The organism is Streptomyces sp. CAI-85 (genome assembly GCF_013363615.1).
In the GTDB taxonomy this organism is placed as follows: Bacteria; Actinomycetota; Actinomycetes; order Streptomycetales; family Streptomycetaceae; genus Streptomyces; species Streptomyces antibioticus_B.
Genome location: NZ_JAANNX010000002.1, coordinates 479,120 through 493,496, shown reverse-complemented (window position 1 = coordinate 493,496; position 14,377 = coordinate 479,120). Strand labels below are relative to the sequence as shown.

General features: G+C 72.6%; 14 protein-coding genes and 2 pseudogenes. 2 read left to right on the top strand and 14 right to left on the bottom strand.

Translation table 11 applies throughout. The features are described from left to right. Nucleotides 1–87 precede the first annotated feature (87 nt). Entirely contained in the window at nucleotides 88–396 is a 309-nt protein-coding gene (locus G6W55_RS05270; protein ID WP_175519564.1) for a hypothetical protein, read from the bottom strand. A gap of 89 nt (nucleotides 397–485) precedes the next feature. Continuing rightward, nucleotides 486–683: pseudogene (locus G6W55_RS38485) on the bottom strand (ATP-binding protein); the annotation flags it as partial. Here G6W55_RS38485 and G6W55_RS05265 point away from each other — a divergent pair. Further along, nucleotides 683–988, top strand: a pseudogene (locus G6W55_RS05265) (Scr1 family TA system antitoxin-like transcriptional regulator); the annotation flags it as partial. The pseudogenes G6W55_RS38485 and G6W55_RS05265 sit on opposite strands and share 1 nt — an antisense overlap. A gap of 8 nt (nucleotides 989–996) precedes the next feature. Next, nucleotides 997–1,194, top strand: coding sequence for a DUF397 domain-containing protein (locus G6W55_RS05260; protein WP_175519563.1), 198 nt, complete (start codon nucleotides 997–999; stop codon nucleotides 1,192–1,194). Between the two features lie 4 nt (nucleotides 1,195–1,198). Here the strand turns inward: G6W55_RS05260 and G6W55_RS05255 are convergent, their stop codons facing one another. From G6W55_RS05255 to G6W55_RS05200, 12 genes are all read right to left on the bottom strand, one after another. Further along, nucleotides 1,199–1,336 (bottom strand): hypothetical protein, encoded by a 138-nt coding sequence (locus tag G6W55_RS05255; RefSeq protein WP_175519562.1) that lies wholly within the window; start codon nucleotides 1,334–1,336, stop codon nucleotides 1,199–1,201. Further along, nucleotides 1,333–1,680 carry a hypothetical protein gene (locus G6W55_RS05250; protein ID WP_175519561.1) on the bottom strand — a complete coding sequence of 116 codons (348 nt, stop codon included), beginning with the start codon at nucleotides 1,678–1,680 and terminating at the stop codon, nucleotides 1,333–1,335. The genes G6W55_RS05255 and G6W55_RS05250 overlap by 4 nt, the downstream gene beginning before the upstream one ends. 110 nt (nucleotides 1,681–1,790) lie before the next feature. After that, the gene (locus tag G6W55_RS05245) at nucleotides 1,791–2,105 is read right to left on the bottom strand and encodes a hypothetical protein (RefSeq protein WP_175519560.1); all 315 of its coding nucleotides are present in this window, start codon (nucleotides 2,103–2,105) and stop codon (nucleotides 1,791–1,793) included. A 38-nt stretch (nucleotides 2,106–2,143) separates the two neighbouring features. Further along, the gene (locus G6W55_RS05240) at nucleotides 2,144–2,821 is read right to left on the bottom strand and encodes a LuxR C-terminal-related transcriptional regulator (RefSeq protein WP_175519559.1); all 678 of its coding nucleotides are present in this window, start codon (nucleotides 2,819–2,821) and stop codon (nucleotides 2,144–2,146) included. 249 nt (nucleotides 2,822–3,070) lie between these two features. Continuing rightward, nucleotides 3,071–5,221 carry a PQQ-binding-like beta-propeller repeat protein gene (locus G6W55_RS05235; RefSeq protein WP_175519558.1) on the bottom strand — a complete coding sequence of 717 codons (2,151 nt, stop codon included), beginning with the start codon at nucleotides 5,219–5,221 and terminating at the stop codon, nucleotides 3,071–3,073. An 84-nt stretch (nucleotides 5,222–5,305) separates the two neighbouring features. Then, on the bottom strand, nucleotides 5,306–7,120 hold the full coding sequence (locus G6W55_RS05230; protein ID WP_175519557.1) for a PQQ-binding-like beta-propeller repeat protein: 1,815 nt from the start codon (nucleotides 7,118–7,120) through the stop codon (nucleotides 5,306–5,308). Between the two features lie 212 nt (nucleotides 7,121–7,332). Then, nucleotides 7,333–9,141: an ABC-F family ATP-binding cassette domain-containing protein gene (locus tag G6W55_RS05225; protein WP_175519556.1), complete on the bottom strand. Its 1,809-nt coding sequence runs from the start codon at nucleotides 9,139–9,141 to the stop codon at nucleotides 7,333–7,335. A 252-nt stretch (nucleotides 9,142–9,393) separates the two neighbouring features. Then, nucleotides 9,394–10,290: a 4-(cytidine 5'-diphospho)-2-C-methyl-D-erythritol kinase gene (locus tag G6W55_RS05220; RefSeq protein ID WP_175519555.1), complete on the bottom strand. Its 897-nt coding sequence runs from the start codon at nucleotides 10,288–10,290 to the stop codon at nucleotides 9,394–9,396. Further along, a complete protein-coding gene (gene rsmA, locus G6W55_RS05215; RefSeq protein ID WP_175519554.1) occupies nucleotides 10,287–11,162 on the bottom strand; it encodes a 16S rRNA (adenine(1518)-N(6)/adenine(1519)-N(6))-dimethyltransferase RsmA in 876 nt (291 codons plus the stop codon). The genes G6W55_RS05220 and rsmA overlap by 4 nt, the downstream gene beginning before the upstream one ends. Nucleotides 11,163–11,242: 80 nt before the next feature. Continuing rightward, on the bottom strand, nucleotides 11,243–12,685 hold the full coding sequence (locus G6W55_RS05210; RefSeq protein ID WP_175519553.1) for a resuscitation-promoting factor: 1,443 nt from the start codon (nucleotides 12,683–12,685) through the stop codon (nucleotides 11,243–11,245). A gap of 148 nt (nucleotides 12,686–12,833) precedes the next feature. Next, entirely contained in the window at nucleotides 12,834–13,712 is an 879-nt protein-coding gene (locus G6W55_RS05205) for a TatD family hydrolase (protein ID WP_175519552.1), read from the bottom strand. A 47-nt stretch (nucleotides 13,713–13,759) separates the two neighbouring features. Next, a complete protein-coding gene (locus G6W55_RS05200; RefSeq protein ID WP_175519551.1) occupies nucleotides 13,760–14,155 on the bottom strand; it encodes a hypothetical protein in 396 nt (131 codons plus the stop codon). Nucleotides 14,156–14,377 lie beyond the last annotated feature (222 nt).

The following is a 14,377-nucleotide window of genomic DNA, read 5'->3' as shown; positions in this document are numbered from 1 at the left end:
GGCCCGGAGCCTGGATGCCGAACGGGGCCGGTTCCGCCGAGCAGTACGGCGGTTCCGGCCCCGTAGGGCGTCGAGGGGGGCGTTACGTCAGCCGAGGAGGCCGCCCAGGAGGCCGCCCGACTGCTCCGTGCCGATGCCCGAGCCCGTCAGCGTGCCGCTGTCGTTGCCGTTCACACAGCTCTGCTGGATCGCGGTCGACTCCGTGAGGTTGCCGAGGAGCGGCAGGTTCAGGTTCGGGATGTTGATGAGCCCGTTGTTGATGGAGGGCTTGGTGGCGGCGCCCTGGGTGCACTCGCGGCCGGAGCCCCCGTCACCGGCGGCGGCGACACCCGCGCCGGCCATGCCGAGGCTGCCGATCATGGCGGCCACGAGAGCGACCTTGTGAAGCTTGCGCATTGCTTTCCTTTTCGCTTGTCAGACGTGTTTCGTTACAGAACGAAACGGTGCAGTTACGCACAGTATGTTAGGCTTATCCGTTTTGCACCTCACCACGCCTGAGCGACACCGAGTTCACACCACACGAGCTTCCCGCCCCGCCCGAGCCGGGAGAGGGGCTGCCACCCCCAGGTGTCGACACAGGCCCGCACGAGGGCGAGCCCGCGCCCACGCTCGGAGTCGACGAGCTTGCCGAAGTCACCGGGCGGCTCGGGAGGCCGGGGGTCCCCGTCCCAGGCCCCGACCTGACCGCCAGATCTCCCTCGCCCAACTCCGTTGCATCCTGGATCAGATCGAGCAGAGCCACGTCACCGTGAGGGTCATCCCCATCGATCAGGACGGCTTCGCCGGGGCCGGAGCCTCGATGGTGTACGCCGGCGGGCCGCTCCCCCGGCTGGACACGGTTCTCCGCGACGCGCCCACAGGGGTCGTGTTCGTCGATGCGCAACCGCAGTTGGAACACCTCCGAACACTCCTTCGTAAGGTGGAGGAAGCATCCCTGGACGCGGCAGCATCGCGGGACTTCATCCACCGCCTGACGAAGGAACTGTGAGGCCCTCCATGAACCAGACCCTGCGCTGGCAGAAGTCCACGTTCTCCGACGGCGGCGAAGGAGACACGTGCGTCGAACTCGCCGTCTCCCTCACCACCCTCCACCTCCGCGAAAGCGACACCCCGGGCACCGTCCTCACGACCACCCCGTCCGCCCTCGCCAGCCTCCTGAAAGGCATACGCACCGGCGGACTTGAGTCCGGATGATCGCCTACGAGACCCTGACCTGGCAGAGGTCCACGTCGGCGTCGATCATCTTCCGCACATGCTCCGGCAACGCGTCGCGCGCGGCCTGGGCCTTGAGTGTCCAGTCCATCTGCCAGGGCGGGCCCATGAACTCGTCGGTCACTGGCCGGGCTCCAGTCGTTGCACCTGGTAGCGGATGTGCGACACCTCTTCGAGGATCGCCCTGGCCTCGGCGAGGTCGGTGGACTCGGCGGCGCGGTGTTCCAGGCCGTTCACATGGGCGTCGAGCTTCGGATCGCGGGCGATCGCGTACTCGCCCCACCAGCGGGCCATGAACGCGGGCACGGTGCTTATGTCGTACGCGTCGGCGACAGCCCACTTCCAGTGCTCGTCGAAGTCGGGGAGCAACTGGGGCGCGTTCTGGGCGATGGCCTCGCGCAGTGCCTTCGGGGTCCGCTCGGGCATGGGCGGGGCGACCGGTGCGGGTTCTGCGGGGTGGGCAGTCATGACCGTTGTGCTCCTTGGTGCTCCTCAGACACGCCGTGCCTACGACGATAGCCCGCGGCCGCGAAGGAAAGGCAACGGATCGGACGAGGCACAACCGTCCGGGCGCCCCCTTACTCCGGGCTCGGCGTGCCCTTGGGACGTGGGAGGAACTGGTCCGCGGCCATCATGAGGATGCCGGTCAGGAGGAGCGCGCTGCCGGTCAGGGTGCCTGCCTGGCGGATGCCCGAGGTGTCCACCAGGAAGCCGAAGACGAGCTGCCAGCACAGGGCGAAGGCCGCCAGCAGTTGGCCCGCGCCGTGGAGGCGGAGGCGGTGGACGTGGCGGCGGTTCCAGGGGAGGACCCAGCCTCGGGTGATCGCGGCGATGCCGGACGCGGCGAAGAGGGACGACAGCAGCACTATCGCCGCGATCAGGTACAGCTTCATGGCCTCTCCGTCCCCCGTCGTGATGATCAGCCTATCGTTCAATCGCGTACTACGGGACCCGCCCGGTCCAGCAGACCCGTGCGGGCGGCCAGTGCGGCCGCCTCCAGGCGGGAGCCGACGCCGAGTTTCATCAGGACGCGCTGGACGTGCGTGCGGGCCGTGGAGGGGGCGATGCCCATGCCCGCGGCGATCAGGCGGGTGTCCTCGCCGTCGGCGACCCGGACCAGGACCTCGACCTCGCGCGGGGTGAGCATCTGGAGCAGCCGCTGCCCCTCGTCGTCCGGCTGGGCGGCGGGGTTGAGCAGCTCGCTGAAGGCTCCCTGGAGCAGTTGCGGGGCCACCGCCGCCTCACCGGCCCGTGCCTTCATGATCGCCCGCTCGACGCCCTCGATGCGCTCGTCGTGCCGTACATAGCCGGAGGCCCCCGCCGCGAAGGCCGCCGCGATGCCGCGCGGGTTCGGCACCGGGCCGAGGACCAGGACCGCCACCTGCGGACGCTCCCGCTTGATGCGGACCACCGGGTCGAACATGCCCGGCTCGGCCGGGGTCGCCGTACCCAGCAGGCACACCTCGGGTGCCCGGGTGATCACCAGCTCCGCCGCGCCCGCGGCCGGTGCCGCCGCGGCGAGCACCCGGTGTCCTCGCAGCTTCAGCGCCGAGGCCAGCGCCTCGGCCAGCAGGCGGTGGTCGTCGACCACCATCAGCCGCACTCCCATCGAGCCAACCCCCCAGTCCCCCCACGGAACACGACATGCATGGCACACGGACAAGGGGTGCCCCCCGGCACCCCGTCCTTCATGCCCCCGGAAGCTACACGCTTGTTCGACGTTGCGCTCCCCCTACCCATGAGAAGTGCCCCGGATCGCCGAAATTCCTCGGATTCGAGGGTGATGAGCGGTACGTGCACGGCCCCGCCCCTGAGCAGGGACGGGGCCGTGAGCCACCGAACTAGTACTACTAGATGATCAATTGGTCCTGCCGAACGCCAGCGCCAGATACTCCGGGTCGCTGGGCGTGGACACGTCGGCGTACACATCGGACATGAACAGCCGGCCGTCGGCGTAGATGAACTCCGAGTACTCCGGCAGCATGCCGGTCTCCGCGTCCACCGACTCCTTCGCGTCCGAGTTCTGGAGCAGCACGGTCTCCTTGAAGGAGCCGCCGTCGATGCTGACGACCTGTCCGCCCTTGTCGTACGGCGGCCGCTTGTAGGCGATCAGGCTGTTGCCGTCCATCCGCAGCGGGTAGATCGTGTAGCCGTCGCCCGCGTCGGCGCGCTGGCCGGTCTGCTTGCCGGTGGCCAGGTCGAACGCCACGATCTCGTTCGTCCGGCTGTACTCGGCGGTGCCGTCGTGCTCCTCGGTCGGGATGTAGATCCGGTCGTTGCCGACGGCCAGGCCCGAGCACTGCTCGATCCGTGTGATGCCCTCGCAGTCGGCCGCGAAGTCGTCGCCCGGCGCGGAGATACGGGTGCGCAGCTCGCCCGTCTTGTTGTCGATGGAGAAGAAGTCGGAGATCCCGCTGCCGTCACCGGCGCTGTCGCCGACGTCGGCCGCCACGACCAGCGGCTCGGTCGAGACGATGGACGCGTACTCGATGCCCTGGGTCATCTTGTACTCGGAGATCACCTTGCCGGAGGCCGGGTCGATGGTCTGGACGTGGAGCTGCGGGTCGTCGTAGCCGCCGCACTTGCGCAGCGCCACCAGCTTGGGGCCGCCGCCGTACCCGGCGTCGTAGCAGGTGTCGCTCGTCTTGGGCGCCCAGAGCTGCTTGCCGCTGGCGATGTCGAAGGCCGCGCCGCCGTCCGTGCCGCCCACGGCGACGGTGTTCGCGCTGACGGTCACGTTGTCGAAGTCGATCTGGTAGTCGCCGGCCGTGACCGACTTCTTCCAGAGCTGCTTGCCCGCGCTGAGGTCGATCGCGGCGACCTGGTCGCAGCGGGCGGTGTCCTCCTTGCTCGCCTGGAAGACGATCGCCGTGCGGTGGTCCTCGGTGGCGAACCGGCTGGCCTCGCACACCGGACCCGGCAGCGGCACCGACCACAGCTTGGTGCCCTTGTCGAGGTCGTAGCCGGAGACCTCGCTCGCCCCGGTCTTCACATACGCCTTGTCCGTCAGCCAGGAGCCCCGGACGCTGATGTTGTCGTCCTTCTTGACCGGGGGCATCGGCACCTTGAAGAGCATGGTGGCCGCCGGGTCGTCGGGCGCCTTCTCCCCGCCGGACGTGCCGCCGGAGCCGCCCTTGTCGTCGCCCTTGCCGCCCTTGGTGCCACCGGTGCTCGTGGTGTCCTTCTTGCCGCCGCCGTCACCGGAGTTGGCGTACCAGATGCCGCTGCCGACGATCAGCGCGATCGCCACGACCGCCGAGACGATGATCGCGACCTGCGCGTTGATCTTCTTCCCGCCGCCCGCGCCGGGGACCGGCTGGGCGGGCATGGGCAGGGTGGGCCCGCCCGGGTAGCCGTAGCCGGGGGCGGCCGGGGGCTGCTGGCCCGGGTAGCCGTAGCCCTGCTGGCCGTAACTCTGCTGGCCGTAGGGGGCCGGCGGCTGCGGGGACTGCGCGTACGGCGACGGCGCGGGCGCCTGGCCCGGGTAACCGTAGCCGGGCGCCGTCGGGGGCTGGGGCGGCTGCGGACCGCCCGCCTGCGGATAGCCGTACGCCGGGGCCGGCGGGGTCGGCGGCGCGCCGGGCGGGACCTGGCCCGGGTAGCCGTACGCCGGCTGCGGCGGGGTGGGCGGGGTCTGCGCGGGCGGGACGGGCGGGGCCGCGCTCTGGTGCGGCATCGGGCCGCCGCCCTCGGGGGTCTTGCCGAGCTGCGGGCCCCCGGGCGGGGCGAACGGCGGGGCGGCAGGCGGAGGCGTCTGGGGTGCCTGCGGTGTCTCCGGCGGGCCGAAGCCCCCCGCGGCGGCCGGAGCCTCCGGTGCGGCGGGCGCGGGCTGCGGCGGGGTGTCCTGCGGTCCGTCCACGGCTCCCGTCCGCGCCGCGTCGTCCTGCGGTACGGCGTCCCGCGGCGGCGTGTCCTGCGGCTCGGGCGGGCCGAAGGCGCCCGGCTGCGGAGCGCCCTGCTGCGGGGGCTGGTCCTGGGGCGGCTGGTTCGGGGGCGGCGGCTGCGTCATGGTGTGGGTACCTCGGGAAAGCTCAGACGTGCGGCGGGCTGGCGGACAGGGCGGGAACGGCGGCGGGTCGGCGCACCAGGCGCCCTACTTGCCGTAGGCGAGCATCAGCTTCTCCTTGTCCTCGTCCCGGCCCGTCAGTCGCGTGGTGGAGATGTAGAAGCGCCCGTCGGCCCAGGCGATGTCGCGCGAGGAGAAGCCGCGCTCGATCGCGGTGGTGCCCTCGGGCAGTTGCAGCAGCTTCACCGGCTGGTGCGCGGACCCGGTCGTCGGGATCGACACGACCTGTCCGGGCTTGCTGTAGGACGCCTCCATGTAGGCGACGAGCTTGCCGCCCTCGACGGACACCGGCAGCATCGACGAGTCGCCCGGGGACTTCGCCCGCCACTTCTCCTTGCCGTTGGAGAGGTCGATCGCGACGATCTCGTTGGGGCCGGTGGTGGCGGAGGTCGGCAGGTACAGGGTGTTCGCGTCGGCGACCGCGCCCAGGCAGCCCTGGAGGTCGCGCTGGAGGACGCCCCAGCCGCACTCGGGAGCGAAGTCCTCGTCGAAGGCGACCTGGGAGCGGAAGCCGCCGGTCGGCTTGAAGGCGGCGATGTTCCAGGTGTTCTTGTCGCGGTTGGTGCTGTAGACGACCAGCGGGTCGACGGAGTAGGTCCGGGCGACCGTCCACCCCTTGTCGAACTTCTGGGTCCACTTGACCTTGCCGGTGGCCGGGTCCAGCTCCTGGAGTTCGTCGTGCTCGTCGGGCTTGGTCGCCGCGCACGAGGACACCGCGATCAGCCGGGCGCCGCCCGCGAACGCGCTCGGGAAGCAGGAGTCGCCGTACTTCTTCTTGTCGAACAGCTTCTTGCCGGTGCGCACGTCGTACGCGGTGCCGGACATCGAGCGGCCCACCATCAGGGTGTTGCCCGTGACCGACATGCCGATGCTGCTCGTGCTGTCGAACAGCGCGCCGTCGGCGACCTCGGCGGTCCAGCCCTTGGCGCCGGTGTTCAGGTCGATCTGCTGGAGCTGGTTGCAGTTGGCGCGCGAGGTGGTGCCGCTCATGTACGCGACGACGACCTTGTCGTCGGCCGTCTTCTGCGGGGTGACCGCGCAGATCTTCTGCGGGAACGTGATGGTGCCCCAGGCGGGACGGCCGTCGCCGACGGTGTAGCCGACGAGGTCCTTGTACGCCGCCTTCACCGCCGTCGTGGACGTGATCCACATGCCGGGGGCGTCCGCGCCGGAGCCGGGGGCGTCCGGGGCCTCCTTGTACCAGAGGACCTTCGCCTCGCCGGGCTTGCGGCCCTCGTTGAAGTCCTCGGACTCCTCGGCGCCGTCGCCGCTGCCGTCACCGGGGTTGACCGGGGACTCGCTCGCGGTGGCCTTGCCGTCGTCGCTCGGGCCCGCGACCGGCTTCTTCTTGCCGCCCTCGTCGTCGCCGCCCATGGTGACGGCGACCACGGTGCCGCCGATCACCAGCAGGGCGGCCACGGCCGCGCCCGCGATCAGGGCGGGGCGCCCCTTGAAGGGGTTGCGCGAACCACCGCCGCCCGGCGGGACGCCGGGTGCGCCGGGGAACTGCGGCGGCTGCGGGTAGCCGTATCCCGGCTGCTGCGGGGCGTAGGGGCCGGGCTGCTGGGCGCCGTACGGGCCGGGCCGGCCGTAGGGTCCGGGCTGCTGCGTGTAGGGGCCGCTCGGCTGGCCGTACGGGCCGGGCTGCGGCGGCTGTTGGGGGGAGCCGTACCCCGGCTGGGCGGGGGGCTGGGGCGCGCCGAAACCACCCTGCGGCGGGGTCGGCGGGGCCGCCGGTGGCACGGCGGACGGGGGCTGCGGCGGCTGGGCCGGGGCCTGCGGCGGCTGGTTCTCCGGCGGGCCGAACCCGCCCTGCGGCGGCTGATTGGGCGGCTGAGCCATCAGCGTGCTCCCCCTCGTCACTGATTTTTAGCCAGCCCTTTGTATCACCCACCTACGACAGCCCAGCGGCCCTGTCCGCCCCTGTTCCCAAGGGCGGACCGGCCCGTGACGCCCTCGTTATGCGCCTTCACGCACCCTTCACGCGGCGCACGCGCCCCCGACGCACGCCCCTGAGTGCGGTCCGGTGGAGGGCGAGCGTGCCGCTGTCGGGGCTACGCGTCCTCCGCCAGTTCCAGCCAGCGCATCTCCAGCTCCTCGCGCTCCCCCGCCAACGTCCGCAGCTCGGCGTCGAGTTCGGCGACCTTCGCGAAGTCGGTGGCGTGGTCGGCGATCTGGGCGTGCAGGGTGGACTCTCGTCCGGAGAGCTTGTCCAACTGCCGCTCGATCTTCTGGAGTTCCTTCTTGGCGGCGCGCTGGTCGGCCGCGCTCTTCTCGGTGGTAGCCGGCTTCGGCGCGGCGGCCGGGGCCGAGGCGGCGGCGGCCTCCTCCATCCGGGCCCGGCGCTCCAGGTACTCGTCGATGCCGCGCGGGAGCATCCGCAGGGTGGCGTCGCCGAGGAGGGCGAAGACGCGGTCGGTGGTGCGCTCGACGAAGAACCGGTCGTGGGAGATGACGATCATCGAGCCGGGCCAGCCGTCGAGGACGTCCTCCAACTGGGTGAGGGTCTCGATGTCGAGGTCGTTGGTGGGCTCGTCGAGGAAGAGGACGTTGGGCTCGTCCATGAGCAGGCGCAGGAGCTGGAGGCGGCGGCGCTCACCGCCGGAGAGGTCGCCGACGGGCGTCCACTGCTTCTCCTTGTTGAAGCCGAACGTCTCGCAGAGCTGACCGGCGGTCATCTCCCGGCCCTTGCCGAGGTCGACGCGCTCGCGCACCTGCTGGACGGCCTCCAGGACCCGCAGGTCGGGGGCGAGTTCGCCGACCTCCTGGGAGAGGTAGGCGAGCTTCACGGTCTTGCCGACGACGATCCGGCCCGCCGCGGGCTGCACCTCGCCCTCGGTGCGGGCGGCCTCGGCCAGGGCGCGCAGCAGGGAGGTCTTGCCGGCGCCGTTGACCCCGACCAGGCCGATGCGGTCGCCGGGGCCGAGGTGCCAGGTGATGTGCTTGAGCAGCACCTTGGGGCCGGCCTGGACGGACACGTCCTCCAGGTCGAACACGGTCCTGCCGAGCCGCGACGACGCGAACTTCATCAGCTCGCTGGTGTCGCGGGGCGGCGGCACGTCCTTGATCAGCTCATTGGCGGCCTCGACGCGGAAGCGGGGCTTCGAGGTGCGGGCGGGGGCGCCGCGGCGCAGCCAGGCCAGCTCCTTGCGGACCAGGTTCTGCCGCTTGGTCTCCTCGGTCGCGGCGATCCGCTCACGCTCGGCGCGGGCGAAGACGTAGTCGGAGTAGCCGCCCTCGTACTCGTGGACGGTGCCGCGCTGGACGTCCCACATCCGGGTGCAGACCTGGTCGAGGAACCAGCGGTCGTGGGTGACGCAGACGAGGGCCGAGCGCCGGGCGCGCAGGTGGGCGGCGAGCCAGGCGATGCCCTCGACGTCGAGGTGGTTGGTCGGCTCGTCGAGGACGATCAGGTCCTGCTCGTCGATGAGCAGCTTCGCGAGCGCGATACGGCGGCGCTCGCCACCGGAGAGCGGTCCGATGACCGTGTCCAGCCCCTGCGGGAAGCCGGGCAGGTCGAGCCCGCCGAACAGCCCGGTGAGCACGTCACGGATCTTGGCGTTGCCGGCCCACTCGTGGTCGGCCATGTCCCGGATGACCTCATGCCGGACGGTGGCGGCGGGATCGAGGGAGTCGTGCTGGGTGAGCACGCCCATCCGCAGCCCGCCGGAGTGCGTGACCCGCCCGGTGTCGGCCTCCTCCAGCTTGGCCAGCATCCGGATCAGCGTGGTCTTCCCGTCGCCGTTCCGCCCGACGACCCCGATCCGGTCCCCTTCGGACACACCGAGCGAGACACCGTCGAGCAGGGCACGGGTGCCGTACACCTTGCTGACGTTCTCGACATTGACCAGATTGACGGCCATTTCTCTCCTGCCCGGGGGGATCGATCGACCCTCAAGGGTAGTCGCGCGGACGACCGTCCGGTCGGGGCGTCCACGGGGGGCGCCTTCCGGGGGACGGGCCCGCCCTACGGCGGCCACGGGCGCCGGCCCGGTCGCGGCGACGACGGCGACGGCCGAAGCGGTGCCGTCAGGCGATCGGCGCGCGGGTGTCCGTCTCCGGCGCCGTCCGCTTCGTGGGGCGCGCGGCGGGACGGGCAGGCCGACTCCGACCCGTCAGGTGATGATCGTCGCGCCCGGGGCCGGGGACGAGGTCGGGCGGACTGTGCGGCAGGTGGTCGACGTGCGCAGGGCGTCGGCGATCTTTTCGGCGGAGGCCGCGTCGCGGGCGAGGTAGGCCGTCGTGGGGCCCGAGCCCGAGACCAGGGTGGCGAGGGCGCCGGCCGCGTGGCCCGCGGCGAGGGTGGCGGCGAGGTCGGGGAAGAGGGACAGCGCGGCGGGCTGGAGGTCGTTGGAGAGGTGGGCCGCGAGCGCGTCCGGGTCGCCCTTGGCCAGGGCGTCGAGGAGTTCGGGGGACGCCACCGGCTCGGGGATGTCGAGGCCCTCGCCGAGCCGGTCGAACTCGCGGAACACGGCCGGCGTCGACAGCCCGCGCACGGCCATCGCGAACACCCAGTGGAAGGTGCCGCCGACCTCCAGCGCGGTGAGCTTCTCGCCGCGCCCGGTGCCGAGCGCGGCCCCGCCGACCAGGCTGAACGGCACGTCACTGCCCAACTCGGCGCAGATGTCGAGGAGTTCCTCGCGGGACGCGCCCGTGCCCCACAGCGCGTCGCAGGCGAGCAGCGCACCCGCGCCGTCCGCGCTGCCGCCCGCCATCCCGCCGGCGACGGGGATGTCCTTGGCGATGTGCAGATGCACGTCGGGGCTGCGGCCGTACCGTTCGGCGAGCGCGATCGCGGCCCGCGCGGCGAGGTTCGTCCGGTCCAGGGGGACCTGGTCCGCGTCCGGCCCCGCGCAGGTGACCGTCAGCGCGTCGGCCGGGGTCGCGGTGACCTCGTCGTACAGGCCGACCGCGAGGAAGACGTTCGCCAGGTCGTGGAAGCCGTCCGGGCGCGCGGCACCCACCGCGAGCTGGACGTTGACCTTGGCCGGCACACGGACGGTGACGCTCACTCGGACCCCTTGCTCTCGGCGTGCTCGGCGATGCGGGCGAACTCCTCGACGGTGAGCGACTCCCCGCGCGCCTGCGGGGAGACCCCGGCGGCGACCAGGGCCGCCTCGGCCGCGGGCGCCGACCCGGCCCAGCCGGCGAGGGCGGCCCGCAGGGTCTTGCGGCGCTGGGCGAACGCCGCGTCGATCACGGCGAACACCTCCCGCTGAGAGGCGCTCGTCTTCACCGGCTCGCTGCGGCGGACCAGCGAGACGAGCCCGCTGTCGACGTTCGGCGCGGGCCAGAAGACGTTCCGCCCGATCGCCCCGGCCCGTTTGACCTCGGCGTACCAGTTCGCCTTCACGGACGGCACGCCGTACACCTTCGAGCCGGGCGCGGCGGCGAGCCGGTCGGCGACCTCCGACTGGACCATCACGAGGGTGCGCTCGATGCTCGGGAAGGTCGCGAGCATGTGCAGCAGGACCGGCACGGCCACGTTGTACGGCAGGTTCGCCACCAGCGCGGTGGGCGCGGGCCCGGGCAGCTCGGTGACGTGCATCGCGTCGGAGTGCACCAGCGCGAACCGCTCGGCGCGCTCCGGCATGCGCGCCTGGATCGTCGCGGGCAGCGCGGCGGCCAGGGTGTCGTCGATCTCGACGGCGGTGACCCGGTCGGCGGCCTCCAGCAGGGCCAGGGTGAGGGAGCCGAGCCCCGGCCCGACCTCGACCACCACGTCGTCCGGCCGCACCCCGGCGGTGCGGACGATACGGCGGACCGTGTTGGCGTCGATCACGAAGTTCTGGCCGCGCTGCTTGGTGGGCCGTACGCCGAGGACCGCCGCGAGTTCGCGGACGTCGGCGGGGCTCAGGAGGGCGTCGGGGGTGGGGCTGCTCACGGGACAAGGGTACGGGGCGGCGACACCGGGCAGCACTGACACCGCCCCCGCCCGAAGCCGGCCAGATCCGAAGAACGGCCCTAGCCCTGCAAGCGTGCCCCGCAGTGCGGCCACGGGCTCGCGCCCCTGCGGACGTACAGCTTCTTCGCCCTGAACGTCTGTTCGGCCGCCGGTGCGTCCTGCGGGCGCCCCTTGCCGCCGAGGCTCTGCCAGGTGCGGGTGTCGAACTGGTAGAGCCCGCCGTACGTGCCCGAGGGGTCGACCGCGCCCGGCCGGCCGCCGGACTCGCAGGCGGCCAGGGCCTGCCAGTCGAGCCCGTCCGCGCCCCGCACGGAGGTGGGCAGCGGCCGGGTGCCGACCTTGACGAGCTGCGCGCGGGGCTCGCGGACGACCTCGGTCCGGATCCGCCGCGGCCGCTGCTTCACGCCGTTGACCGTGCGCACGGAGTACGTGATCCGCCGCAGCCCGGCGCGGCCCGGCCGCTCCACCACCTCGGTGCCCCGGAACAGGGTGGGGTCGTCGGTGCGCCGCACGGCGTACGCGATCGCCTCGTCGTGCACCTCGTTGCCGCCGGTGATCCGCAGCACGGTGACGGTCTGCCCGTCGCGCGGGAAGCTGCCCGCCGGGACGGAGGTGGCGTCCTGGCCGCGCAGGGTGATCCCGGCCTCCTGGACCGCCTCGCCCACGGTCGCCGCGTTGGTGCGGATGGTGCGGGCCCGGCCGTCGGCCATGACGGTGACCGCACGCTCGGTGCGCACGTCGAGCGTGAGCCCGGCGCGCCCGATCCGCTGGGAGCGCGCGAGCGAGAGATACGCGCCCTCCGCACGCACCCCGAGCTGCCGCAGCGCGCCCTCCACCGTGCGGGCCGTCGTCCACACCTCGCGCCGCTGCCCGTCCAGGGTGAGCCGTACGGGACGCCCGTAGTGGACGGCGATCTCGTCGCCGTCGCCGAGGGCCGTACCGGGGGCGGGCGTGACCACGTCGTGCGCCCCTACGCGTACGCCCTCCTCGGCGAGCAGTTCGGTGACGTCGTCGGCGAAGGTGTGCAGGGTGCGGGGCGTGCCGTCGACGGTCAGCTCGACCGCCTTGTCCTCGGCGACGAACGCGGTGGTGCCGCCGGCCAGGAAGGCGACGACGAGCGCCTGCGGCAGCAGCCGGCGCAGCGCCGACTCGGGGCGCTCGGCGTCCCGCCGTCGGCGGCGCGCGGCCCGGCCCCCGGCCCCGGCGCCCGCACCGGCCCCGACGCCGATCAGGGTGGGCGCCTCGGAGCCGGGCACGGTCCGCTGCGGCGGCAGGGGGTCGGTGAGCTGGAGCGTCGGGGGCGGCTCGGACGCCGCCTCGTAGGCGGGGTGGTAGGTGTCCTCGTAGCCGTACGGGCCGCCCGCACGATGGGCCTCGTCGTAGGCCCCCGGCGCCGCGTACACCCCGTACGCCAGCGTCTCGGCCTCGTGCAGGCCGGTGTACGGCTCGGGATCGGGGGGCTGCGCGTACCGCGCATCCGGCAGGTACTGGGAGTTGCTCACGCCGACACGCTCCAGGGGTCCTGGGAGTCCGGAGAGTCCCGACCCGGGGGTCCGGATCGGGGCCCCCAGAACCTAGCGGAGCGATCGTCACTCTCCAAAGCGACGCGGCTACTCAGGGTTGTGTTCGGATGTCCCGGCGCCCGACGCCTCAGTAGTCGAACGCGCGGGCGGTGTTGGCGGCCAGCGCCGTGGCGAGCGTGTCCTCGTCGGTCCCGCGCACGGCGGCCATCGCGCGCACGGTGACCGGGATCAGATACGGGGCGTTGGGCCTGCCGCGGTGGGGCGCCGGGGTGAGGAAGGGAGCGTCGGTCTCCACCAGGACCAGGTCGAGCGGGGCGACGGCGAGGGCGTCCCGCAGGTTCTGGGCGTTCTTGAAGGTGACGTTGCCCGCGAAGGACATGAAGTAGCCGGCGCGGGCGCACACCGCGGCCATCTCGGCGTCGCCGGAGTAGCAGTGGAAGACGGTCCGCTCGGGCGCGCCCTCCTCCTTCAGCACGCGCAGCACGTCGGCGTGGGCGTCGCGGTCGTGGATGACCAGGGCCTTGCCGTGCCGCTTGGCGATCTCGACATGGGCGCGGAAGGAGTGCTCCTGCGCCTCCTTGCCCTCGGGGCCGGTGCGGAAGTAGTCGAGCCCCGTCTCGCCGACGCCCTTGACCTGCGGGAGCGCGGCCAGCCGGTCGATCTCGGCGAGCGCCTCGTCGAGCGCCGCCGTACCGCCCGCCTCCCGCGCACCTTGCCGGGACCAGCCGTCGGGGTCGCCGTGCACGATGCGCGGTGCCTCGTTCGGGTGGAGGGCGACCGTCGCGTGGACGGCGTCGTACGCGGCGGCCGTCTCGGCGGCCCAGCGCGAGCCCTTGAGGTCGCAGCCGACCTGCACGACCGTCGTCACGCCGACCGACGCGGCCTTCGCGAGCCCCTCCGCCACCGTGCCGGACTGCATGTCGAGGTGGGTGTGGGAGTCGGCGACCGGGACCCGCAGGGGCTGCGGGAGCGGTGGGGCGGTGCTGGCGTCGGCGTTCGAAGGCATGCCCCGATCCTACGAAAGGGGCACGCCCCGGGTCCTCCCCGTTTCCCTCAGCCCGCCTTGCGGTGGAAGGGGTGCAGAAGGTCGGACAGATGCCAGTGGTGGTGCGGCGCGGCCGCCGGGTCCGTCGTCCCGGCCGGTTCCTCCGGGGGCGCGGGGCGGGTCCGGCGCGCGGCCCCGAGTACCGACGAGACCTGTCCCGCGCGCATGATCCGCACGACGTGCCCGTCGCAGTACTGGCACGCGGGGCGGCTCAGCGGCGACGGCACGACCCGGCCGTCCGCGACGTAGAGGACGAACGTCTGGCCCTCGGCGTCGGTGTGGTGCTCGATCTCGTACGACTGTTCCCAGCCGTGCCCGCAGCGCATGCAGGCGAAGGAGTAGGACTCGTGCACGACCGGGGTCGTCACGGTGCGCGTGCCGGTCTGCCCTGTGGTGTCGCTCATGCCGGCTCCTCATGGTCCGCTGGAGCGGGACGGCTGCCGTCCCACGACCCAGTGGACGCCCGCGCCGACGCGAATGCACGGGGCCTGTCGAGTGTTGGGTCCGATTTGGACCTTCCTTGCCAAAACGGGCCGCCGGCAGGGGGCGGAACTTTGCCTTCCGCACTGGCGCTTTGCCCCCGCATGGGGCGCATGCTCATCGGACATGCGCCCTGCTCAGAGGGG